Here is a 22,484-nt window from a genome sequence, read left to right on the forward strand (position 1 = left end):
GTCTCGCTCCTGCGGGTGATCAGGCGAAAGGCCGAGGACACCCCTCGGATTGGTGGCCCTGAGGGGCCTGAACGGCTAGCGGTCGTCGTGCTCGGAAAGCTCCTCGACGGCCTCGGTGACCGCGCCGGTGATGTCGCCCGACGGGATCGCGATGCTCTCGCCGTCGACGTCACCGGCCGGTTCCGGCTGCGGGGCGGTCGCTTCCCCGGCGAAGCCGAACTCGTTGGGCTCGTTGGTCTCCCGGGGCTGTTCCTGCGGCGAGTTGGTCTCGGTCGTCATGACCCGAGCCATACCCGCCGCAGGGCCGCTCGAAGCGTTACAGCCGGGTCGCGCCGGGGCCGGCGACGGCCACCCAGCTGGTCGGGGCGGTGAAGTCGCGCTGCGCGTAGGCCTCGGCCACCGCGGTGGCGGTCGCCTCCGCCCGGTCGGCGTCGACCAGGGCGAGCACGCAGCCGCCGAAGCCGCCGCCGGTCATCCGGGCGCCGTAGGCCCCGGCCTCCAGGGCGGCCTGCACGGCCACGTCCACCTGCGCCACGGTGATCTCGAAGTCGTCGCGCATCGAGGCGTGCGAGGCGGTCAGCAGCGGGCCGATCTCGCGGATCCGCCCGGAGCGGAGCAGGGTCACTGTGTCCAGCACCCGCTGGTTCTCGGTGACGATGTGCCGGGTCCGCTTGCGCAACACGTCGTCGTCGAGCCGTTCCAGCGCCGACGGCAGCTCGTCCACGCCGACGTCGCGCAGCGCAGGCACGCCCAGGGCCGCGGCCGCCGCCTCGCAGGACTTGCGGCGGGCGCCGTACTCCCCGTCGACGTGCTGGTGCGGCGCGTTGCTGTTGACCACCAGGATGGCCAGGCCCTCGGCGGCCAGGTCGAACGGGATCTGCTCGACCTGATAGGTCCGGCAGTCCAGGAACAGCGCCCGGCCCTGCTGGCAGCGGATCGACGCGGACTGGTCCAGGATGCCGGTGGGCGCGCCCACGTAGAGGTTCTCGGCCCGCTGGGCGAGCGCCGGCCGCTTCTCCACCGGCAGGTCGAGCGCGCCCAGGTCGGCGAGCGCGGTCAGCACGGACGACTCCAGGGCCGCCGAGGAGGACAGGCCGGAGCCGAGCGGCACGTCCGAGGCGATCGCGATGCGCGCCGGCGGCACGTCGAAGCCGGCGTCCCGCAGGGCCCAGACCACGCCGGCCACATAGGCGCCCCAGCCGGTGACCTCGCCGGGCTCGGTGACGCCGAAGGTCACCGGCTCGGGGGCCAGCGTGGAGCAGACCGACCACTGTCCGTCCGGCGCCGGGCCGGCCGCCGCGATCGTGCGCTGCGGCAGGGCGAAGGGCAGCACGAAACCGTCGTTGTAGTCGGTGTGCTCACCGATCAGGTTCACCCGGCCGGGAGCCGCCCAGAGGCCGGTGGGCTCCGTGCCGTACGCCTCCCGGAAGGCCGCAGCGGCGGCCTCAGGCACACCGCTCATGCCACATGCTTGCGGTAGAAGGTCCAGGCGTCGCCGATCATCGCCTGCAGCGTGTTCTTCTGCGGCACCCAGCCCAGCTCCTCGCGGGCCCGGGCGGAAGACGCCACCAGGGTGGCCGGGTCGCCGTCGCGCCGCGGGGCGATCTCGACCGGGATCGCGGCGCCGGTGACCTCGCGGGCGGCCTCGACGACCTGCCGGTTGGAGAAGCCGTTGCCGTTGCCCAGGTTGTAGATCTTGTGCTCGCCGGCCACCGCGGCGTCCAGCGCCAGCAGGTGAGCCCGGGCCAGGTCCTCGACGTGGATGTAGTCGCGCACGCAGGTGCCGTCGTCGGTGGGGTAGTCGTCGCCGAACAGCTGCAGCTTGTCCCGCTTGCCGGCGGCCGCCTGCAGGGTGATCGGGATCAGGTGGGTCTCCGGGTCGTGCCGCTCACCGATCTCGTGCTCGCCGTTGATGTAGGCGCCGGCCACGTTGAAGTAGCGCAGCGAGACGGCGGCCAGGCCGTGCGCGAACGTCTCGGAGGTCAGGGCCAGGTCGAAGGTCAGCTTGGTCGACCCGTACGTGCTGGTGGGGGCCTTGACAGCGGACTCGGTGATGGGCAGCTCGACCGGGTTGCCGTAGACCGCGGCGGTGGACGAGAAGATCACCCGGGGCACCTTGGCGGCGCGGATCGCGTCGAGCAGCGCGAGTGACTTGACCACGTTCTCGTGCCAGTAGAGTTCCGGCTTGGCCATCGACTCGCCGGCCGCGATCAGCCCGGCGAAGTGCAGCACGGCGTCGAAGCCCGCCTCCGGCGTGAGCACCTGGGCGGCGTCCGCGATGTCCGCCTGGACGAAGGTGGCGTCGGGGGCCACCGCCTCACGGAAGCCGGTGCGCAGGCTGTCGAGGACGACGACCTCGTGGCCGGCGTCCAGCAGTAGCCTGCTGGTCACACTGCCGACGTAGCCGGCGCCGCCGGTGACGAGCAATTTCACGACTGGGCCCTTTCCCTCAACTGGTAGGTTCAGAATTTCTCAGAAACGCTCATAAGTCAACAGGTTCGAACATCGTCCCGAATCGGTGGGTGATTCGCGGGACCGGACCCGAGGCTGACACAATGGCGCCCATGTCCGACGTTGCCCGCCGCCCGCGTGTGCTTTCCGGCATCCAGCCGACCGCCGACTCCTTCCACCTCGGCAACTACCTGGGCGCCGTCCGCAACTGGGTGTCGATGCAGGACACGCATGATGCCTTCTACTGTGTGGTCGACCTGCACGCGATCACCATGGGGCATGACCCGGTTGCTCTCCGTAACCGTACTCGGGTTTCCGTCGCGCAGCTGCTGGCGCTCGGGCTCGACCCCGACCGCTGCACGCTCTTCGTCCAGTCGCACGTGCCGGAGCACGCCCAGCTGGGCTGGGTGCTGAGCTGCATCACCGGGTTCGGCGAGGCCGGCCGGATGGTGCAGTTCAAGGACAAGTCGGCCAAGGCCGGCCAGGACAGCACCACCGTCGGCCTGTTCACCTACCCGATCCTGCAGGCCGCGGACATCCTGCTCTACCAGGCCGACCAGGTTCCGGTCGGGGAGGACCAGCGGCAGCATCTGGAACTCACCCGCGACCTCGCGCAGCGGTTCAACACCCGGTTCGGGCAGACGTTCACCGTGCCGTCGGCGTTCATCGTGAAGGACACCGCGAAGATCACCGACCTGCAGGACCCGACCAGCAAGATGTCGAAGTCGGCCTCCTCGCCGAACGGCATCATCGAGCTGCTGGACGACCCGGCCCGCTCGGCCAAGAAGATCAAGTCGGCGGTCACCGACACCGGCCGGGAGATCCTCTACGACGAGGAGAACAAGCCGGGCATCAGCAACCTGCTGACCATCTACGCGGCGCTCACCAACCGGGCCATCGACGAGCTGCTGGAGATGTACGACGGGCGCGGCTACGGCGACCTGAAGAAGGACCTCGCCGAGGTGCTGGTGGAGTTCGTCAAGCCGATCCAGGAGCGCACGAAGGCGTACCTCGACGACCCGGCCCAGCTCGACAAGATCCTGGCCATCGGCGCCGACAAGGCCCGTGCCGTCTCGGCCGTCACGCTCGCCGCCGCCTACCAGAACGTGGGTTTCGTCAACCCCGCCCGCGGGGCCTGACCCGGTGCCCGAGCCGGTACCGGCCCGTACGCGCATCGGCGTGGCCATCGACATCCCCGAACCCTGGGGCTCGTTGCTGACCCGCCGGCGCGCGGAGGCCGGTGATCCGCAGGCCGCCTACACGCCGGCGCACGTCACCCTCCTCGGGCCGACCGAGGTGGCCACCGACGCGCTGCCGGCGGTGGAGAAACACCTCGAGGCGATCGCCTCGGCGCAGCCCCCGTTCACCATCCACCTGCGCGGCACCGGGACGTTCCGGCCGGTCACCGAGGTGGTTTTCGTGACGCTCGCCCGGGGCATCAGCGAGTGTGAGCTGCTGGCCGAGGCGATCACACGCTCGGAGGACGTGCGGCGGGACACCCGCTTCCCGTACCACCCGCACGTCACGGTCGCCCAGGACGTCTCGGCGGAGGCGCTGGACGCGGTCTTCGAGGATCTGGCCGACTTCTCGGCCACCTTCGAGGTCGGCTCCTTCACACTCTTCTCGCACGGCGGAGAGGGGCCGTGGCGGCCACGCCGCGACTTCCCGCTCGGCTGAACGCTCGTTTTTCGTGATGTCGGTTACGGTCGGCGCGTGAATCCGATCGACCGGGCATACGACGCGGCTGAGGCCCGGATCATGGCCCTCCGCTACCGGTCGCCGTACTTCGATCATCTGTGCCGGGCGATCCTGCGCTACGAGGACGTCCAGGGCGGCCGGCTGGCCGCCGCGATCGCCTACTACGGCTTCTTCGCCATCTTCGCCCTGCTGCTGATCGGCTACTCGGTCTTCGGCATCCTGCTGACCAACAACAACGAGCTCTTCGACCTGGTCGTCGAGTTCCTCGCGAACAACCTGCCCTTCCTCGACGTCCAGGCGATCGTGGACAGCAAGAAGACCGTCGGGATCGTCGGCATCCTCGGGCTGACCTTCACCGGCATCGGCTGGGTCGAGTCGATCCGCTCCTCGCAGCGCCTCATCTGGCAGCTGCGCGAACAGCCGGGCTACATCGGGGTACGCCAGGTGGTCGACCTGGTCGTGCTGATCGGCGTCCTGCTGCTGCTGGCCCTCTCCCAGCTCGCCGTCTACGGCCTGGAGCGGCTGCTGCACTGGCTGGCCGGCGGCGGCTTCACCACCATCCTGTCGATCGTCAGCCTGGTCCTCACCCTGGGCGTGAACATGCTGCTGGCGGCGGCCCTGCTGGCCGCGGTACCCCGGCTACGGATGACCGCGCGCCGGATGGCGCCGCCGGTGATCCAGGTCGGCCTCGGGATCATGCTGCTCAACACGGTGGGCCGGTCCTTCGTCGCGATCGTCGAGCGCAACCCGGCGTACGCCCTGGTCGGTTCCGCCGTCGGCGCGCTGGTCTACCTGTACGTCTTCAACCAGCTGTTGCTCTTCGGCGCGGCCTGGGCGGCGACCAGCCCGCACGGCCGGGTGGTGGACCTGTCGGCCGACGACAAGACCGCCCCTGTGGGACAGAACACCTGGATCAGGCACGCCCGCCCGCAGTGATGAATACTGGCCCGGTGGTGATCAGCAGGCGGTGGGCGGCGTTCCTCATCGGGGTCGGCGTGTGGACCTGGGCGATCTGGCCGCGGTTCGGCGTCGCGATCTACAAGGACGACCGGTCGTTCGCGGACGGTGCGCCCACGTCGTTCCTCTGGGTGCACGCGCTGCTGATCGGCGCCTCGCTGGTCATCGGCACCACGGTCGGGGTGCTCGGGATCCGGGCCTGGCGCGCGCGCCGGTCCTGACAATTGCATTTGTCGCGCTGAATCAGCTTTTTAAGCGTTAAGGTTCCGGAGTGATCTACGTCGCCGCATGATATCCGTGTTGCCCGTTTCCTGGGCGTACAACGTGATACAGAAACGTGCCGTTCGGCCGCTGGGATTGCAACCAGGTAACGGTGCGCGAACAGTCCGGAACGATCCCCTGACGAGGCGTTTAGCCGAGGCTACGCTGCCGACCTGAGATTCACCGTGCGGATTCGGTGAGCAGTGGAAGGAGGGCGTCTTGCGCCCAGTACGTGGGAAGCGGATCGTGGCGATTCTCGCGGCAGGTGGGCTGACGCTCGCTGCCGCTGCCTGTGGCGACGCCCCGGACGAGACGCCGAGCGGCGGCAGCAGCGCCGCGGCGGAATACCAGGCTTGCATGGTCACCGACCTCGGTGGCATCGACGACAAGTCGTTCAACGCTTCCGCCTGGGCCGGCCTGGAGGCCGCCAAGGGTGAGGCCAGCAACATCAAGACGTCGTACACCGCCTCGTCGTCCGAGGCCGACTACGAGCCCGGTCTGCGCGGCGCGGTCAGCAAGAAGTGCAACTTCATCCTCGCGGTCGGCGGCCTGATGGGCGACGCCACCAAGAAGGTCGCGGGCGAGAGCACCGACTCGCAGTTCGGCATCGTCGACAGCGGCAGCTCCGGCGCCAACGTCTACCCGATGCAGTTCGCCACGCACCAGGCCGCGTTCCTCGCCGGCTACCTGGCCGCGGGTTACTCGAAGTCGGGCAAGGTGGCCACCTACGGCGGCCTGAAGATCCCGCCGGTCACCATCTTCATGGACGGCTTCGCCGACGGTGTGGCTCACTACAGCACCACCAAGGGCAAGAAGGTCGAGGTCATCGGCTGGGACAAGAAGGCCCAGAACGGCACCTTCGCCGAGAGCTTCATCGACCAGAACAAGGGCAAGACCATCACCCAGACCCTGGTCGCCCAGGGCGCTGACGTGGTCATGCCGGTCGCCGGCGGCACCGGCCTGGGCTCCGCCGAGGTGGCCAAGGACTCGGCCGGCAAGCTCTCGGTCATCTGGGTCGACCAGGACGGCTGCAAGAGCGCCGCGCAGTACTGTGACGTCTTCCTGACCACCGTGGTCAAGAACATCCAGGACGCGGTCAAGCAGGCCGTGCTCAAGGGCGCGAAGGGCGAGGCGCTCGCCGCCAGCCCCGGTTACCTGGGCACGCTGGAGAACGACGGCGTCTCGCTGGCGCCGTTCAACCAGTTCGACTCGAAGGTCGACGCGGCCCTCAAGACCGAGGTCGACACGCTCAAGGCGGACATCGTCTCCGGCAAGGTCAAGGTCGAGTCGGCCAGCGCGCCGCAGTGATCCACCAGTAGTAACATCTGGCCGCCGCGCGGCCGCAGGCAATAACCTGCGGCCGAGCGGCGGCTCGCATTAACCGTCCACCAGGCCAGTTACCGACGTCGGGAGATTCCGCTGAAACTGGAACTGCGCGGCATCACCAAGCGCTTCGGCGACCTGGTGGCCAACGACCACATCGACATCACCGTCGAGCCCGGCGAGGTGCACGCCCTGCTGGGCGAGAACGGCGCGGGCAAGTCGACGCTGATGAACCAGCTCTACGGCCTGCTGCAGGCGGACGAGGGCCAGATCGTCGTCAACGGCGAGCCGGTGACCTTCCGCAGCCCGCGGGACGCCATCGCGGCCGGCATCGGGATGGTCCACCAGCACTTCATGCTGGTCCCGGTCTTCACCGTGGCGGAGAACATCGCGCTCGGCCACGAGGAGGTGCGCGGTGGCCCGCTCGGCTGGCTGGACCGCCGGCGCTCGCGGCGCGACGTCATCGAGACCTCCAAGAAGTACGGCCTGCCGGTCGACCCCGACGCGCTCGTCGAGGACCTGCCGGTCGGCGCCCAGCAGCGGGTGGAGATCGTCAAGGCGCTGACCCGCGACGTCGACCTGCTGATCCTGGACGAGCCGACCGCGGTGCTGACCCCGCAGGAGACCGAGGAACTGCTCGCGGTGATGCGCTCGCTCACCGAGATGGGCAAGTCGATCGTCTTCATCACCCACAAGCTCAAAGAGGTCAAGTCGATCGCCGACCGGATCACCGTGATCCGCCGCGGCAAGGTGGTCGGCACGGCCACCCCGGACACCAGCGAGGACGAGCTGGCCTCGCTGATGGTCGGCCGCGCGGTGAGCCTGGAGGTCGCCAAGGCGCCCGCCGAGCCCGGCCGCAACGTCCTCAAGATCTCCGGCCTGGTGGTGGACGACGACCGCGGCGCCCGCGCGGTGGACGGCCTCGACCTGGTGGTGCGCGCCGGCGAGGTGCTCGGCATCGCCGGTGTCCAGGGCAACGGCCAGGAGGAACTGGTCGAGGCGATCATGGGCCTGCGCTCGGTGCGTACCGGCTCGATCGAGCTGGACAACGAGGACCTGTCCGGGATGAGCACCAAGCAGATCCTGCGCTCCGGTGTCGGCTACATCCCCGAGGACCGCAGCCACGACGGCGTGGTGAAGGAGTTCACCGTCGCCGAGAACCTGGTCCTCGACATGTACGACCGGGCGCCGTACGGCAACGCGTTCAAGCTCGACCCGGCCAAGGTCACCGAGTCGGCCCGGGAGCGGATCGAGCAGTTCGACATCCGCTGCCAGGGACCGGAGACCGCGGTCGGCACGCTGTCCGGTGGCAACCAGCAGAAGGTCGTGGTGGCCCGGGAGATGTCCCGCCCGCTGCGCCTGTTCATCGCGTCGCAGCCGACCCGCGGTGTGGACGTCGGCTCGATCGAGTTCATCCACGGCCGGATCATCCACGAGCGCGACCAGGGCACCGCGGTGCTCGTGGTCTCCAGCGAACTCGACGAGGTCGTCGGGCTCGCGGACCGGGTCGCGGTGATGTACCGCGGCCGGATCCTGGCCGTCGTCTCCCCGGACACCCCCCGTGAGGAGATCGGTCTGCTGATGGCCGGTATCACCGGCGGAGAAGAGGAATCGAAGTGACCGCCGAGCCGCGAAAGTCTGACGAGGACTCCTTCGTCAGCCATTTCGTCCGCAACCTGTGGTCGGCGAACAGCGTCACCGTCACCTTCCTCTCGGCCTTCCTGGCCGTCGTCATCGGCGCGATCCTGATCGTCGTCTCCGACTCCGAGGTGCTGGCGAAGTTCGGCTACTTCACGGCCCGCCCCAGCGACGCGCTGTCGTCGAGCTGGGAGCTGATCACCACCGCCTACTCGGACCTGCTCAAGGGCGCGCTCGGCGACCCGGCGGCGTACTCCGCCTGGTTCTCCGGCTCCGGCACCTGGCAGGAGGCGCTGGCCCCGATCTCCGAGACGCTGACCTACGCGGCTCCGCTGGTCTTCACCGGTCTGTCCGTGGCGCTCGCCTTCCGCGGCGGCCTGTTCAACATCGGCGCCCAGGGCCAGGCGGTGCTCGGCTGCATCACGGCCGGCGTCGTCGGCTTCTCGTTCGGCCTGCCGATCGTGCTGAACCTGCTGGTCGCGCTGCTCGCCGGTCTGCTCGGCGGCGCCCTCTGGGGCTTCATCCCGGGCATCCTCAAGGCCCGGACCGGGGCCCACGAGGTGATCACGACGATCATGCTGAACTACATCGCCAGCCTCTTCCTGTCCTGGCTGGTGCTGCAGAAGGGTGTTCAGGACCCGGAGCGGACCGACGCGATCAGCAAGGCCGTCGCCGAGTCCGCACAGCTGCCGTCGTTCGGCGGCGTGCTCCGGGTGCACCTGGGCATCCTGCTCGCGCTGGTCGCCACCGTCGCGGTCGCCTGGCTGCTGAACCGCTCCGCGTTCGGTTTCGAGCTGCGCGCCGTCGGCGCCAACCCGCACGCCGCCGAGACCGCGGGCATCAGCGTCGCCAAGACGTACGCGCTGCTGATGGCCGTCGCGGGTGGCCTCGCCGGTCTGGGTGGCGCGGTCCAGGTGCTCGGCACCGCGCACGCGCTGACCCCGGCGGTGGCCGGCAACATCGGCTTCGACGGCCTGCTGGTCGCGCTGCTCGGCCGGAACAAGCCGTGGAGCACGTTCTTCGCCGCGCTGCTGTTCGGCGCGCTGCGGGCCGGCGGCAACCGGATGCAGACCTTCTCCGGCATCTCGCTGGAGCTGGTCACGGTGCTGCAGGCCCTGATCGTCATCTTCATCGCCGCCCCCGCTCTGGTGAAGGCGATCTTCCGACTCCGCGCCAGCCGCAACCTGCGGGCCGGCGTGACCCTGGCGAAGGGCTGAGGACATGTCGACCGCGACTGTGGAGGAGCTGACCGAGGTCGCCGCTCCGGAGCCGTTCTGGACCCGGCAGCGCCGCCTCGGCCTGGGCCTGATCATCTTCGGCGGCCTGGCCGCCGTGCTCTTCGGCGCGCTCGCCCCGAGCGAGACCGCGCGTTTCACGCTCAGCGACGATGCCCAGGGCGCCGCGCTCTCGATCAACGGGCAGCTCGGCGCGATCCTGTTCGGCGTGCTGGCCGTGGCCGCCGGTGGGGTGCTCTTCGCCGGGCTGGCCAAGCAGTACCAGAACCTGCTGCTCAGCCTCGGCATCCTGGCCTTCGTCCTGTCCTTCCTCTGCTGGCAGGTGGCGGGCAAGTTCCTGCCGCTGGTGGACACCACGAGCGGCACGCTGCAGCTGGCCCTGCCGCTGATCCTCGGCGCCCTGGCCGGTGTGCTCGGCGAGCGCTCCGGCGTGGTCAACGTGGCGATCGAGGGCCAGTTCCTGATGGGCGCGTTCGCCGGGGCCCTGATCGGCACGATGGCCGGCAGCGTCTGGGCCGGCCTGATCAGCGCGGCCGTCGGCGGCGTGATCATCGCGGCGATCCTGGCCGTGCTGTCGATCCGCTACCTGGTCGACCAGACCGTCGTGGGCATGGTGCTCAACCTGTTCGCGCTCGGCATCACCGGCTTCCTCTACGAGCGGCTGATGCAGCCTGACGCGGCCGGCTTCAACACCCCGCCGCGGCTGCCGTCCTGGAGCATCCCCGGCCTCGCCGACATCCCGGTGATCGGCCCGGTGCTGTTCCAGGCGAACCTGCTGGTCTGGCTCGCGCTGATCCTGGTCGTGGTGATCCACTTCGGGCTGAGCCGGACCCGCTGGGGGCTGCGGACCCGCGCGGTCGGCGAGCACCCGACCGCCGCCGACACGGTCGGCATCCGGGTGCGCGGCCTGCGTTACCTGAACGTGCTGCTGGGTGGTGTGGTGGCCGGTATCGGCGGCGCCTACTTCACCCTGGTGGCGACCGGCAGCTTCACCAAGAACATGACCGCGGGCGCCGGCTTCATCGCGCTCGCCGCCCTGATCTTCGGCCGGTACTCGCCGTTCGGCGCCCTCGGCGCGGCGCTGTTCTTCGGCTTCGCGCAGAAGCTGGCGACCTACCTCAGCGCGGTCGGCAGCCCGGTGCCGAGCCAGTTCCTCAACATGCTGCCGTACATCGCGACGATCATCGCGGTCGCCGGTCTGGTCGGGCGCGTGCGTGCCCCGGCAGCAGATGGTCTCCCGTACGTCAAGGGCTAAGGCAGAATCGAAGGTATGGAGATCGACTGGGCAGGCCTGCGCGCGGCTGCCATCGAGACGATGCGGCGCGCCTACGTTCCGATTTCCGACTTCCCGGTCGGTGTTGCCGGGCTGGTCGACGACGGCCGGGTCGTCGTCGGCTGCAACGTGGAGAACGCGTCCCTGGGCATGACCCTGTGCGCCGAGTGCGGGCTGGTCAGCTCGCTGCACGCGACCGGTGGGGGACGCCTCGTGGCGATCTCCTGCGTGGACGCGACCGGTGCCCCGCTGATGCCGTGCGGCCGGTGCCGCCAGCTGCTCTGGGAGCACGGCGGCCCGGAGCTGCAGGTCGAGGCGCTGCCGCGGCCGCTGCGGATGACCGAGCTGCTGCCGCACGCGTTCGGCTACGAGGACATGGAACGCGTCACCGGCCCGGCCGGCGGCGCCGAGGTCCCCGCCGAGCTGGCCAAGTGGCGTGGCCGGGGCACGGTGTTCGTGCACCCGGACCTGTCCGGTGGCGAGACCATCTGGACCGGTTACTGGGAGCGCTCGTCGGGTGAGCCCGGTGCCACCGACGAGAAGGGCATCCTCGAGGAGGGCCCGAACTTCCCCACCGCGGCGGCGGCCGTGGCGTGGGGCCTCGTCCGTACCCCGCGGATCGTGGTGGTGGACGCCGCCGGTGGCCTCTCCTGGGCCGGCGAAGGTGACGCGCCGGAGGGCATTCCTCAGCGCTGGGAGGAGCACTCATGAGCGAGCTTGCGAGCGAATCATCAGGCGCAGTCCTGAACTCATGTCGACGCCGGAGCGAAGCGGAGGTGGCGGCATGAGCGGCATCGCCGCCGTGGACGTCATTCGCGCCAAGCGGGACGGCCACACACTCTCCGACGAGCAGATCGACTGGGTCGTCGACGCCTACACCAAGGGTGTCGTCGCCGACGAGCAGATGTCGGCGCTCGCCATGGCGATCCTGCTGCGCGGCATGACGCCGGGCGAGATCGCCCGGTGGACCGCGGCGATGATCGCCAGCGGTGAGCGGCTGGACCTCTCGTCGGTCTCCCGGCCGACCGCCGACAAGCACTCCACCGGCGGCGTCGGCGACAAGATCACCCTGCCGCTGACCCCGCTGGTGGCGGCCTGCGGGGTGGCCGTGCCGCAGCTCTCCGGGCGCGGTCTCGGCCACACCGGCGGCACCCTGGACAAGCTGGAGTCCATCTCCGGCTGGCAGGCGAAGATCTCCAACGAGCAGTTCAAGAGCCAGCTGCAGGAGATCGGTGCGGTCATCTGCGCCGCCGGCGAGGGCCTGGCCCCGGCCGACCGCAAGCTCTACGCGCTGCGCGACGTCACCGGCACCGTCGAGGCGATCCCGCTGATCGCCAGCTCGATCATGAGCAAGAAGATCGCCGAGGGCACCGGCGCGCTGGTGCTGGACGTCAAGGTCGGCTCCGGCGCCTTCATGAAGGACCTGGCGACCGCGCAGGAACTGGCCCGGACCATGGTGCGGCTCGGCACGGACAGCGGGGTCACCACGGTTGCCCTGCTGACCGACATGAGCACCCCGCTCGGGCTGGCGATCGGCAACGCCAACGAGGTGGCCGAGTCGGTCGAGGTGCTCGCCGGCGGTGGCCCGGCCGACGTGGTCGAGCTGACCCTGGCCCTGGCCCGGGAGATGCTGGCCGCCGCGGGCGTGGACGCCGACCCGGAGAAAGCGCTCGCCTCCGGCGCCGCGATGGACACCTGGCGGGCCATGATCCGGGCGCAGGGCGGCGACCCGGACGCGCCGCTGCCGACGGCCGCGCACACCGAGGTGCTGCGGGCCACCACCGACGGCGTGGTGAGCTCGATCGACGCGTACGGAATCGGCATCGCGGCCTGGCGCCTGGGTGCCGGGCGTGCCCGCAAGGAGGACCCGGTCAGTTTCGGCGCCGGGGTGCAGCTCAAGGTCCGGCCCGGCGACCGGGTGAACGCCGGTGACGTGCTGCTGGAGCTGCGTGCCGACGACGAGTCCCGGATCCCGGTCGCCCGCGAGGACGCCGAACGGGCAATCCTCGTCGGAACCGAGGCGTCCACCCCTGTCGGCCTTCTCCTGGACCGCATAGCCTGACCGACCATGATTAAAGGCCGCCCATGATTAAGGCCGCCCCCGATCCCCGAGCGGTTCGCGAGGCCAGCCTCGACGAACTCGCTCGGCTCGGCCTGCCCCTCCCGCCGCTGGCCTTCCCGCTGGTCTGGGAGCTCGGCGACACCGTCGAGCTGCGACCGGTCGCCGAGCTCGAGGCCCGCGCCGCGGTGCTGCACGTCGTCGTCGCCCGCTGCTTCGGCATGCCCACCGAGGCGGCGATGAGCTGGCTGCTCGGGTCGCACCTGGTGGACCTGGTCACGCCGCCGGAGTGGCAGTTCGTGATCGGGGCCAAGGGCGACCACCGCTCGTTCGTGCTGCACCACGACGCGGTCTTCGCGCTGGCCTGGCTGCTCGGCCTGAGCCGGCACCTGGACCCGACCGTGCCGCCGGAGGACCGGCTGATGGGCCAGATGCCGGACCTGCCGGCCGGGGAGACCTTCGCCAGCTGGCGGTCCCGCTCGCTGGTCGCGGTGCGGGACCCGGCTGAGGCCGCGGTGCTGCTCGACCTCTACTACTGCCTGGACTGGGCGTTTCAGGAGGCCGAACAGCACGGCCGGGAACTGCCCGGTGAGGTGGACAGCAACGCGATCGGCCAGCGCCGCTGGGCGCTGGAGTGGGCGGTCGTCTTCCACGGCCCCTACCACGACAAGCCCCCGGAGTGGGAAGAGGTCGACCTCTCCGTCTAGCTCCGCGGCCGGTAGACCGTGAGATCGACCGCGGCGGTGACGGTGACCTCGCGGGTGGGCAGCTCGGCCACCGGCACGTGCCGGGCGCTCGGTGTCATCCCGATCAGCGTGCGCACCTCGGCCGCGCTCAGGGTGAGCTTGCTCCGGAGCTCGGTGGCGGCCTCCGGCCGGAAGTGTTCACCCAGGCTGCCGGCGACCCGGGCGGCCTTCTCCGGGTCCACCTGGATCAGGCCGTGCGTGGCGATCAGCTCGGCCAGATGGTCGGCGGCCGGGGTGACCACGAGCAGGACCCCGTCCGGGCGCAGCACCCGGTGGAACTCCGGCCCGTTGCGCGGGGCGAAGACGTTCAGGATCACCGCGGCGCTCGCGTCGGCGACCGGCAGCGGCCGCCACAGGTCGGTGAGCACGGCCGCGCCCCGCGGGTGCGCCTTGGCGGCCCGGCGCAGAGCCGGCTTGGAGACGTCCAGGCCGAGCCCGGTCGCGGCCGGGGACGCGTCGAGGAAACGGGCCAGGTAGTCGCCGGTCCCGGTGCCCGCGTCCAGCACCAGGCCGTCGGTACGGTGCTCGGCGAGCGCCGCGGAGATGAAGTCGTAGTGCCCGGCGGCCAGGAAAGCCGCCCGATCGGCGACCATCTCGACGGTGTCCCCGGTGTGCGGCAACCGGCCGGCGCTGAGGTCGGCGTACCCCTGCTTGGCCATGTCGAAGCTGTGCCGGCGGGGGCAGCGCAGCGCCCTCTCGTGCCGCGCGAGTGGTTCGCGGCACACTGGGCAAAGCAGATACGGAATTGCTCCGTCGATCATCGGGTGCTTCCCTCTAGGCTCTGCTGATGGCTGGCATCGCGCACTCGGACATCGTCAAGGCACCGAAGGTTCTGCTCCACGATCACCTGGACGGCGGTCTGCGGCCGGCCACCATCATCGAGCTCGCCGAAGCCGTCGATCATGAACTCCCGGCCCACGACCCGGACCAGCTCGGCGAGTGGTTCGTCGCGGCCGCCGACTCCGGCTCGCTGGAACGGTACCTGGAGACCTTCGCGCACACCGTGGCGGTGATGCAGACCCAGGAAGGCCTGCACCGGGTCGCCAAGGAGTGCGCGCTCGACCTGGCCGCCGACGGCGTGGTGTACGCGGAGGTCCGCTACGCCCCGGAGCAGCACCTGGAACGCGGGCTGTCCCTGGACGAGGTGGTCGAGGCGGTGCACGCCGGTTTCCGCGAGGGCTGCGCCGAGGCGGCCGCCCAGGGCACACCGATCCGGATCGGCACCCTGCTGACCGCCATGCGGCACGCCGCCCGCTCGCAGGAGATCGCCGAACTGGCCGTCCGCTTCCGCGACACCGGTGTGGTCGGCTTCGACATCGCCGGCGCCGAGGCCGGCTTCCCGCCCACCCGGCACCTGGACGCCTTCGAGTACCTGCAGCGGGAGAACTTCCACTTCACCATCCACGCCGGCGAGGCCTTCGGGTTGCCGTCGATCTGGCAGGCCATCCAGTGGTGCGGCGCCGACCGGCTGGGGCACGGCGTGCGCATCGTCGACGACATCTCCGGCGCGCCGGACGGCCCGAGCTCGGTCACCGTGACCGGTGGCACGCAGGCCGCCCCGCCGGTGCTGGGGCGGCTCGCGGCGTATGTGCGGGACAAGCGGATCCCGCTGGAGCTCTGCCCGTCGTCCAACGTGCAGACCGGTGCGGCGGCCTCGATCGCCGACCATCCGATCAAGCTGCTGCACGACCTGCGCTTCCGGGTCACGGTCAACACCGACAACCGGCTGATGAGCGGTACGTCGATGTCCCGGGAGATGTCGCTGCTCGTCGAGGCGTTCGGCTGGGGCTGGATGGAGCTACAGTGGCTGACGATCAATGCGATGAAGTCGGCGTTCATCCCGTATGACGAGCGATTGGTGTTGATCAACGAGGTGATCAAGCCGGCGTATGCCAAGTTGGTCGGCTGAAGTCCGGCTTTTCGCCCTTTCCCGGGATAAGGACGAACGTACGTCAAAAGAAAACGACGGTCCGGCTTCGCGGCTCCGCCGTTCGGCTACACTGCCGCCTGCAAAGTCGGCAGAATCCGGCATCTCGCCTTGCCGATCGCGCGGAAGCGAGCCATCGTCGTTTCTGGCGCGATCGACTAGGATCGGGTCCCGGTCGGCCAGCAGCCACCCCCCAACGCAGGGCCGACCGAGCTTGAGTGACCTTGAGAGATGTGCACCTCTACAGGCAGTGATAAGGGACCGGCGATGTCCAACTTCGATGTTGCAACATCGCGTCACACAACCGGTCCGTGTCCGCCTGCCCTTTCTCTTTGACACTTGTCGTGATGGAATCTCGGGGGCCCGACCCGGCGAGTCGGCCGTGCGCGGTGCCCGGCAAGCCGAATGCCGGGCCCGAATCAGGAGGACGGTGACGTGAGCAAGCGCCCCAACACGGCGAACGGCGTCATGTCGCGTCTGCGTCGACCGGCTGGTCGACTGCGAGACCTACCAATCTGGTCCAAGCTCGGCTTGATCATGTTGGTTCCGACCGTGGCGACGATCATCGTTGGCGTCAACGGCCTCGTGGACCACATCGAAGAGGCCAGCAACGCCGAGCGCGCTCGTACCCTCTCGGTGCTCTCTCAGAACGCCGGTGCTCTCGTCGACCACCTGCAGTCCGAGCGGACCTACGCGGTGATGCTGACGCTCTCGAAGCGCGACCGCAACGAGGCCGCCGCCAAGGCGGCGGAGAAGCTCTACAACGACGAGCACGGCGGCACCGACGAGGCCAAGGGGCCCTACGCGCAGCAGAAGGCGGCGCTGGAGGACGTTCCGGAGAACGTCACCCTGCTGCTCCTCAAGCTGGACCGCAACCTTCAGGACCTGCCCTCCTTCCGGAGCAAGGTCGGCAACGGCAACGGTACGGACCCTGAGCTCGACGTTGTCAAGACCACCTACACCACCCTGATCGACGACCTGCTGCAGGTGCGGGACATGTCCGCCCAGCTGGCCATCGACCCGGACCTGAGCAACCGCCTGCGCGTGGTCGCCGCGGTCGCCCGCTCCAAGGACTTCGTGTCCCAGCAGCGGTTCCTCGGCCACGAGGTGATCAGCAAGAGCGAGATCTCGGCCGACCTGCGGACCGCGTTCCTGCGCACCACGGTGGGTGACCAGCTGGCGTCGGACGTCGTCGGCTCGGTCGGCACCGACGCCGAGAAGCGGACCGTCGAGAACACGATCCAGGGCCTCAAGAAGCAGGCCGCGACCAACCTGACCGCGCCGCTGCTGGCGCTGCAGGGTGCGAACACGAAGAACGTCGACTTCATGAAGACTCCCACCTGGGAGGAGGCGATGAAGGGCTACAACGAGCTCTTCCGCCAGGTCGAGACGAAGTTCGACGCCGAGATCGTGGACGAGGCCACCGCGCTGCGCGACGAGACGAACCAGCGGGTCTTCCTGGAGACCAGCGTGCTGCTCGGCATGCTCCTGCTGGCCATCCTGTTCGCCTGGTTGGTCGCCCGCTCGATGGCCCGCTCGCTGCGTGAGCTGCGCCAGGGTGCTCTCGCGGTCGCCCAGTTCGGCCTCCCGCACGCGGTGAGCCGGCTGCGTGACCCGGCGCTCTCCGCGTCGCTCACCCCGGCGCAGGTCGCCGACCAGATCGCCGAGCCGCTGCCGGTGCGCAGCCGGGACGAGTTCGGTCAGGTGACCGAGGCGTTCAACGCGGTTCACCTCGAGGCGGTGCGGACCGCGGCCGAGCAGGCCGCCCTGCGTGCCTCCGTCGCGACGATGTTCGTCAACCTCGCCCGCCGTTCGCAGATCCTGGTCGACCGGCTCATCGGTCACCTGGACCGGCTGGAGCGCGGCGAGGAGGACCCGGACCGGCTGGCCGAGCTCTTCCAGCTCGACCACCTGGCCACCCGAATGCGGCGTAACGACGAGAACCTCCTGGTTCTGGCCGGTGCTGACTCGACCCGTGTGCAGCGCGAGCCGGCCGCCCTGATCGACGTGTTGCGTGCCGCGCAGTCCGAGGTCGAGCACTACACCCGCATCGAGTTCGGCATGATCGACCGGGAGATCGAGGTCGCGGCCCACGCGGTCAACGACATGGTCCACCTGGTCGCCGAGCTCTTCGACAACGCGACCGCCTTCTCCCCGCCGAACTCGCACGTCCTCGTCGAGGCGCGCAAGATCGGCGAGAACGCGGTGCTCACCGTCGAGGACCACGGCATCGGCATCAGCCGCGAGCAGCTCCGCGACCTCAACGAGCGGCTCGCCAACCCGCCCACGGTGGACGTGGCCGTCTCCCGGATGATGGGCCTCGTCGTGGTCGCCCGGCTGGCGAACCGGCACGGTGTCCGTGTCGAGCTGCGCCCGGCCGACCGCGAACGCGGCACCGTCGCCGAGGTGGGCCTGCCCATGTCGGTCCTCGCCGCGGCGGCCTCCGCCCGGGTGCAGGCCGGCAACGGCTTCGGCGACCACGCGCCGTCCTCGCTCTCGGCCTTCGGTGAGCCGCTCGCCCTGGAGAGCGGCAACGCCGGCTACCCCGGTGGCCGGCCGTTCGACCCGGCGAGCAACGGCAGCAACGGCGGTGTGCCGGCCTGGTCCGACCTGACCGGTGCCGCGCCCCCGGCGAACCTGCTGAACGGCGGCGCCAACGGATCGGCCAACGGCTTCCACGGGCCGCGCAGCAACGAGATGATCCCGCCGCTGCCGTCCGCGCCGCAGGGCTTCGCCGGTCTCGACGACCTGCCGCAGCGGCGCAACGGTGACTTCCCGCGTCCCGACGGCGAGGCGAACGGCTTCGGCGCGACCATTCCGCGCCAGCTGCCGGCCAACCCGGAGAGCCAGGGTCGCAACCCGTTCATGCCGCCGGTCTCGGCCCCGCCGGTTCCGCCGGTCTCCGCTCCGCCGATCTCGGCGCCGCCGGTGTCGTCGGCCCCGCCGGTCTCCGGTGCCCCGATCTCCGCGCCGCCGTCCGAGCCCGTCTCGGCCGCTCCGGCCTCCGGAGCGCCGGCCGAGCAGCGCAACCCGTTCGCGTCGGCGCCGCCGGCCTGGCCGCCGGTCTCCGCCGAGCGGGAGGGCGGTGCGACCCCGCACGTGCCCGAGAACCTGGCCGCCGCGCTCGACATGACGGCCGAGCTGCCGCGGTACCGGCCGGACAACTTCGAGCCGCAGCCGCAGGTGGCGCGCCCGACGAACCCGCAGACGGCAGCCGTGCCGGCGTCGGCCCCGCCGGCCGCGCCCGAGCCGGTCGCTCAGGCGGCGGACGCGCAGGCCGCGGCGGCCGCTCAGATCGCCGCCGCGCAGGCCTCGGCGCACCAGGAGGGTGCGGTTCCGTTCGCCGACGAGACGATGGAGCTGCCGATCTTCCGGGAGCTCGAGTCGGCCTGGTTCACCACGGCTCGCAGCGACGCGCCGCGGGCCACCAGCAACGGATCGGGTGACGAGGCGGTTCTCTCGCAGCGGATCCCGACCGGCGAACCGACCCGCTCGGCCGGCGTGCCGCAGCAGGCCGGATCGCCCGAGGAACGTGACCGTGACACCGCCACGGTCGGGGCAGCGGCCGCGGCCGGTGCTTACAGCGGTAACGGCGCTCCCGCGTCGAACCCGTGGCGTACCGCGGCTGACGACGGCTGGCAGGCCGCCCGTGCGGCTGCCGAGGCGCCGGTCGAGACCACCACCACGGCGGGCCTGCCGAAGCGCACGCCGATGGCGCAACTCGTCCCCGGCGGTGTTGACCGGGGCGGTAATTCCGTCCAGCGCCGGACGCCCGAGGGGGTTCGCGGTCTGCTGTCCGCGTACCACCGGGGTGTGCAGCGCGGTCGCACCAAGGAACAATCGACCAACCTGGAGGAGACTCCGGGAGGGCAGCAGCCCTCGCAGGCTGGCAAGGAGCATGAGGCATGACATCTACGCAGGATCTCGGTTGGCTTCTTGCCAACTTCGCCGACCGCGTACCCGGGGTTGCGCACGCGATCGCGGTCTCCGCCGATGGCCTGCTCCTCGCGGCCTCGCGGGATCTTCCGCGCGACCGTGCCGACCAGTTGGCGGCCATCGCGTCCGGCCTGGTAAGCCTGACCCAGGGCGCCGCGCGGTGCTTCGAGGGCGGGGCCGTTCTGCAGACGGTCGTCGAGATGGACAATGGGTTCCTGTTCCTGATGTCCATCTCTGACGGCTCCTCGTTCGCGGTGCTCGCGGCTCGGAGCTGCGACGTCGGACAGGTGGGCTACGAGATGGCGCTCCTGGTCGACCGCGTCGGTGAGGCTCTGACCCCCGCGCCGCGTTCCGCGGCCGGGGTGCTGGGCTGAGAGGGACGGTGAGCCGACCCAGTCGGCTACTGTCAGAAACCTTGACAACTAATACACTTCTAGGGGCCGAGGGAGGGGTTGACGGTGACGATGCCTGAACGCGATGAGCCGACCGGCGCGCTGGTCAGGCCGTATGCCGTGACCCGCGGTCGGACCCGGCCGAAGCTTGAGATAGCGCTGGAAGCGCTGGTCGAGACAACCGTGCGCGGCCGTTCCGGAATGATCCGCGGCGGGCAGGGTGGAAGCGAGCATCAGTACATCGCGGCGATGTGCGACGGGGGGCGCGTTCAGTCGCTCGCCGAGATCGCCGCACGCATGCAACTGCCGCTCGGTGTGGCACGTGTGATCGTCGCCGACATGGCCTCTGACGGCTTGGTCGCGGTGTACGAGCCCACCTCGCTCGAAGACGAGACCGACGCGGTAGGCACGGAACTGCTGGAAAGGGTGCTGAGTGGACTTCGCAGGCTCTGACATGTCGCACCGTCCCGCTGCGGGACGCGTGACATCGGCGAAGATTGTCATCGCCGGTGGCTTCGGCGTCGGTAAGACGACGCTGGTGGGGTCGGTCTCGGAGATCACCCCACTGACCACTGAGGCGATCATGACCTCGGCCGGTGTGGGTGTCGATGACAACCGGCAGGTGCCGGGCAAGATGACCACCACTGTGGCCATGGACTTCGGCCGGATCAGCATCGACCGTGACCTGATCCTCTACCTGTTCGGAACGCCTGGCCAGACGCGGTTCTGGTTCATGTGGGACGAGCTGGTGCGGGGTGCGATCGGTGCGGTGGTCATGGTGGATACGCGTCGGCTCGCCGACTGCTTCGCCGCCATTGACTTCTTCGAGCACCGCCGCCTGCCGTACCTGGTGGCGATCAACTGCTTCGACGGCATGCAGTATCACAACGCGCAGGACGTTCGGGACGCGCTGGCGATCTCGAGCGACGTGCCCGTGGTGAGCTGTGACGCCCGCAACCGTGAGTCGACGAAGAACGTCCTCATCTCGCTCGTCGAGTATGTGTTGACGATGCGTCGCTCGCGCGCGGTAGCGCCGGCCTGACGAACGGTCGAAGCCCCGCTCCGGTCGCCGGAGCGGGGCTTCTCCGTGCCCATCGTCGCCTACGCTGCGTGAGCTTTCCGTTGCAGTAAGGCAGATAGCTCGGTGAGGGTCGTGGGGGACGCCGAAGCCGAGCGGCGACGGTTTGGTGGGAGGCGCGGGCCGGGCTTGCGGCATCCCTCTCGCCAGGAGAACACCGGTGTTCGCAGAGTTCACCGACACAGCCGCTGAGAAGCCCCAGAAGGTAACCTGCGCCCGGGGATGATTCAGGGGTGCTCAGAGCCGCGGTTCGAGGCCTGCGGACCCGCTCAGCGCCCGCGTGATGGCCCGCCAGCGCTGCGGCGAGGGGTCTCCGTCCAGATCGGCCCACATTTCGTAGGGGCCCACCGCCCGGGTGCCGTCTCGGCGAGCCCGTCAGCCCGTAGTGCCTCGGCGGAGGGGCCGGTCAGCCGTACCGAAGAAGTCGAAGACGATCGCGCGCAACTGCCCGGAACGTGGAAAAGGCCGCGACCCTGCGGGGTCGCGGCCTTTTCGAGGTCGATCAGCGTCCGCCGTAACCGGCGTTGTTGTTGCGGTAGTCGTCGGCGGGCTGGCCGTCGCGGGTGAAGTCCCAGCCGCCGGCGGCCTCCCGGCCGGGGCGACCGCCCATCGCGAAGCCACCGATCTCCTGCCCGCGTCGCCAGCCACGGAAGTAGCCCGTGGTGTGCGCGGCGATCGAGGCCGCGTCCCGGACGATCCGCAGCGGGCGCTCCTCGCGCAGCGGCGAACCGGGCACCAGGTTGGCCTGGGGCACCCGTTTCGGCAGGCCGGCCGAGGTCTCGGCGGCCACCGCGGGGGTGGCGGCCTTCTCCGCGGCACGCCAACCGCTGTCGTTCGGGTTGGTCCAGTCCAGCTTGTCCGGCTTGTTGCTCTCGTCGTGCCCGGTGAACCAGGCGGACCGGGCCGCGGCGAAGATCAGCAGGTCACCGTCGTTGCCGTCGGCCGGAACCGGCGGGGTGGTGCTGCGGTCGAGCGCGGTCAGCTTGGTGCTGTGCCCGTTGGCGCCCTCGACCACGCGCAGCGGCGCGGGGCCGACCGGATCGAGCCCGGAGCCGGTGTCGCGGCTGTTGAGCTGGGAGTCCACCAGGCGCAGCGACGGCGGCTCCTTCGGCATGTCCTGCCACGGCGGCTTCACCCGGCCCGAGGCGGGCGGCGAGCTGACCGACGCCGCGGCGGGCGGCGGAGCGGTGTCCTCGTTGCCGGTGTTCAGCAGCGGCCAGTTGGCCCGGGAACCGGGCTCCGCCGTCTCCTGCGCGGGCCGCGGGGTGGGCATCGGCAGGCTGTAGTCGGTCGGGCCGGCCGGCGTCCCGTTCGCCGGGGGGGTCTGCCGGGTGTTCGGCCGGGCCGGGATGACCGTGCGCTGGCGCTCGGCCCGGGCCCGGTTCAGCTCGGCGTTGGTCAGGGTCGGCCGGAACGGCTCGCCCGCCTCGGCCGGGGTGCTCTTGGCGGCCGGCGGCACCGACGACGGCGTGCCGGGGGTGCGCGACGCCGGCACCGGACGTGAGCCCGG

20 protein-coding genes and 1 pseudogene are annotated in these 22,484 nt (G+C 70.3%); 16 read left to right on the forward strand and 5 right to left on the reverse strand.

The genetic code is table 11. The annotated features are described in order from the left end of the window. Positions 1–75 precede the first annotated feature (75 nt). From AB0F81_RS25335 to galE, 3 genes are read right to left on the reverse strand one after another with little or no spacing between them, the layout of a single operon-like run. Positions 76–279, reverse strand: a complete 204-nt coding sequence (locus tag AB0F81_RS25335) for a hypothetical protein (protein ID WP_360201052.1) — start codon at positions 277–279, stop codon at positions 76–78. A 37-nt stretch (positions 280–316) separates the two neighbouring features. Then, a complete protein-coding gene (gene galK, locus AB0F81_RS25340; RefSeq protein ID WP_360201054.1) occupies positions 317–1,462 on the reverse strand; it encodes a galactokinase in 1,146 nt (381 codons plus the stop codon). Then, positions 1,459–2,433 carry a UDP-glucose 4-epimerase GalE gene (gene galE, locus AB0F81_RS25345; RefSeq protein ID WP_360201055.1) on the reverse strand — a complete coding sequence of 325 codons (975 nt, stop codon included), beginning with the start codon at positions 2,431–2,433 and terminating at the stop codon, positions 1,459–1,461. Before galE ends, galK begins: the two co-directional genes overlap by 4 nt. A gap of 131 nt (positions 2,434–2,564) precedes the next feature. On the opposite strand from galE, the gene trpS reads away from it, so the two are divergent. The 11 genes from trpS (at position 2,565) to AB0F81_RS25400 (ending at position 13,602) form a co-directional block, all read left to right on the forward strand. Continuing rightward, on the forward strand, positions 2,565–3,590 hold the full coding sequence (gene trpS, locus AB0F81_RS25350) for a tryptophan--tRNA ligase (protein WP_360201056.1): 1,026 nt from the start codon (positions 2,565–2,567) through the stop codon (positions 3,588–3,590). A gap of 4 nt (positions 3,591–3,594) precedes the next feature. Further along, positions 3,595–4,128, forward strand: a complete 534-nt coding sequence (locus tag AB0F81_RS25355) for a 2'-5' RNA ligase family protein (RefSeq protein ID WP_360201057.1) — start codon at positions 3,595–3,597, stop codon at positions 4,126–4,128. Between the two features lie 36 nt (positions 4,129–4,164). After that, the gene (locus AB0F81_RS25360) at positions 4,165–5,085 is read left to right on the forward strand and encodes a YhjD/YihY/BrkB family envelope integrity protein (RefSeq protein ID WP_360201059.1); all 921 of its coding nucleotides are present in this window, start codon (positions 4,165–4,167) and stop codon (positions 5,083–5,085) included. Between the two features lie 14 nt (positions 5,086–5,099). Continuing rightward, positions 5,100–5,327: a hypothetical protein gene (locus tag AB0F81_RS25365; protein ID WP_360201061.1), complete on the forward strand. Its 228-nt coding sequence runs from the start codon at positions 5,100–5,102 to the stop codon at positions 5,325–5,327. Between the two features lie 259 nt (positions 5,328–5,586). Further along, on the forward strand, positions 5,587–6,675 hold the full coding sequence (locus AB0F81_RS25370; protein ID WP_360201063.1) for a BMP family ABC transporter substrate-binding protein: 1,089 nt from the start codon (positions 5,587–5,589) through the stop codon (positions 6,673–6,675). A gap of 156 nt (positions 6,676–6,831) precedes the next feature. Then, positions 6,832–8,310, forward strand: a complete 1,479-nt coding sequence (locus AB0F81_RS25375; RefSeq protein WP_360201065.1) for an ABC transporter ATP-binding protein — start codon at positions 6,832–6,834, stop codon at positions 8,308–8,310. Further along, complete coding sequence (locus AB0F81_RS25380) at positions 8,307–9,545, forward strand: ABC transporter permease (RefSeq protein ID WP_360201067.1); 1,239 nt, start codon at positions 8,307–8,309, stop codon at positions 9,543–9,545. The genes AB0F81_RS25375 and AB0F81_RS25380 overlap by 4 nt, the downstream gene beginning before the upstream one ends. Positions 9,546–9,549: 4 nt before the next feature. Further along, positions 9,550–10,818: an ABC transporter permease gene (locus AB0F81_RS25385; RefSeq protein ID WP_360201068.1), complete on the forward strand. Its 1,269-nt coding sequence runs from the start codon at positions 9,550–9,552 to the stop codon at positions 10,816–10,818. A gap of 15 nt (positions 10,819–10,833) precedes the next feature. Continuing rightward, positions 10,834–11,547 (forward strand): cytidine deaminase, encoded by a 714-nt coding sequence (locus tag AB0F81_RS25390; protein ID WP_360201070.1) that lies wholly within the window; start codon positions 10,834–10,836, stop codon positions 11,545–11,547. Between the two features lie 73 nt (positions 11,548–11,620). Continuing rightward, positions 11,621–12,898, forward strand: a complete 1,278-nt coding sequence (locus AB0F81_RS25395; RefSeq protein ID WP_360201072.1) for a thymidine phosphorylase — start codon at positions 11,621–11,623, stop codon at positions 12,896–12,898. Positions 12,899–12,921: 23 nt separating this feature from the next. Next, entirely contained in the window at positions 12,922–13,602 is a 681-nt protein-coding gene (locus tag AB0F81_RS25400) for a DUF4272 domain-containing protein (protein WP_360201074.1), read from the forward strand. Here AB0F81_RS25400 and AB0F81_RS25405 read toward each other — a convergent pair. Beyond that, on the reverse strand, positions 13,599–14,402 hold the full coding sequence (locus AB0F81_RS25405) for a putative RNA methyltransferase (RefSeq protein WP_360201076.1): 804 nt from the start codon (positions 14,400–14,402) through the stop codon (positions 13,599–13,601). The two genes, AB0F81_RS25400 and AB0F81_RS25405, sit on opposite strands and share 4 nt — an antisense overlap. 23 nt (positions 14,403–14,425) lie before the next feature. Here AB0F81_RS25405 and AB0F81_RS25410 point away from each other — a divergent pair, with 23 nt between their 5' ends. The 5 genes from AB0F81_RS25410 (at position 14,426) to AB0F81_RS25430 (ending at position 20,938) form a co-directional block, all read left to right on the forward strand. After that, positions 14,426–15,550 (forward strand): adenosine deaminase, encoded by a 1,125-nt coding sequence (locus AB0F81_RS25410; protein ID WP_360201082.1) that lies wholly within the window; start codon positions 14,426–14,428, stop codon positions 15,548–15,550. A 453-nt stretch (positions 15,551–16,003) separates the two neighbouring features. Then, a complete protein-coding gene (locus tag AB0F81_RS25415; protein ID WP_360201078.1) occupies positions 16,004–19,477 on the forward strand; it encodes a nitrate- and nitrite sensing domain-containing protein in 3,474 nt (1,157 codons plus the stop codon). Continuing rightward, complete coding sequence (locus tag AB0F81_RS25420; protein WP_014447580.1) at positions 19,474–19,878, forward strand: roadblock/LC7 domain-containing protein; 405 nt, start codon at positions 19,474–19,476, stop codon at positions 19,876–19,878. Before AB0F81_RS25415 ends, AB0F81_RS25420 begins: the two co-directional genes overlap by 4 nt. A gap of 90 nt (positions 19,879–19,968) precedes the next feature. After that, on the forward strand, positions 19,969–20,349 hold the full coding sequence (locus AB0F81_RS25425; protein ID WP_122982576.1) for a DUF742 domain-containing protein: 381 nt from the start codon (positions 19,969–19,971) through the stop codon (positions 20,347–20,349). A 1-nt stretch (position 20,350) separates the two neighbouring features. Then, entirely contained in the window at positions 20,351–20,938 is a 588-nt protein-coding gene (locus tag AB0F81_RS25430) for an ATP/GTP-binding protein (protein WP_360201084.1), read from the forward strand. Between the two features lie 538 nt (positions 20,939–21,476). Here the strand turns inward: AB0F81_RS25430 and AB0F81_RS25435 are convergent. Next, a pseudogene (locus AB0F81_RS25435) lies at positions 21,477–22,484 on the reverse strand (transposase); the annotation flags it as partial.

Source organism: Actinoplanes sp. NPDC024001, assembly GCF_040638955.1.
Taxonomy (GTDB): domain Bacteria; phylum Actinomycetota; class Actinomycetes; order Mycobacteriales; family Micromonosporaceae; genus Actinoplanes.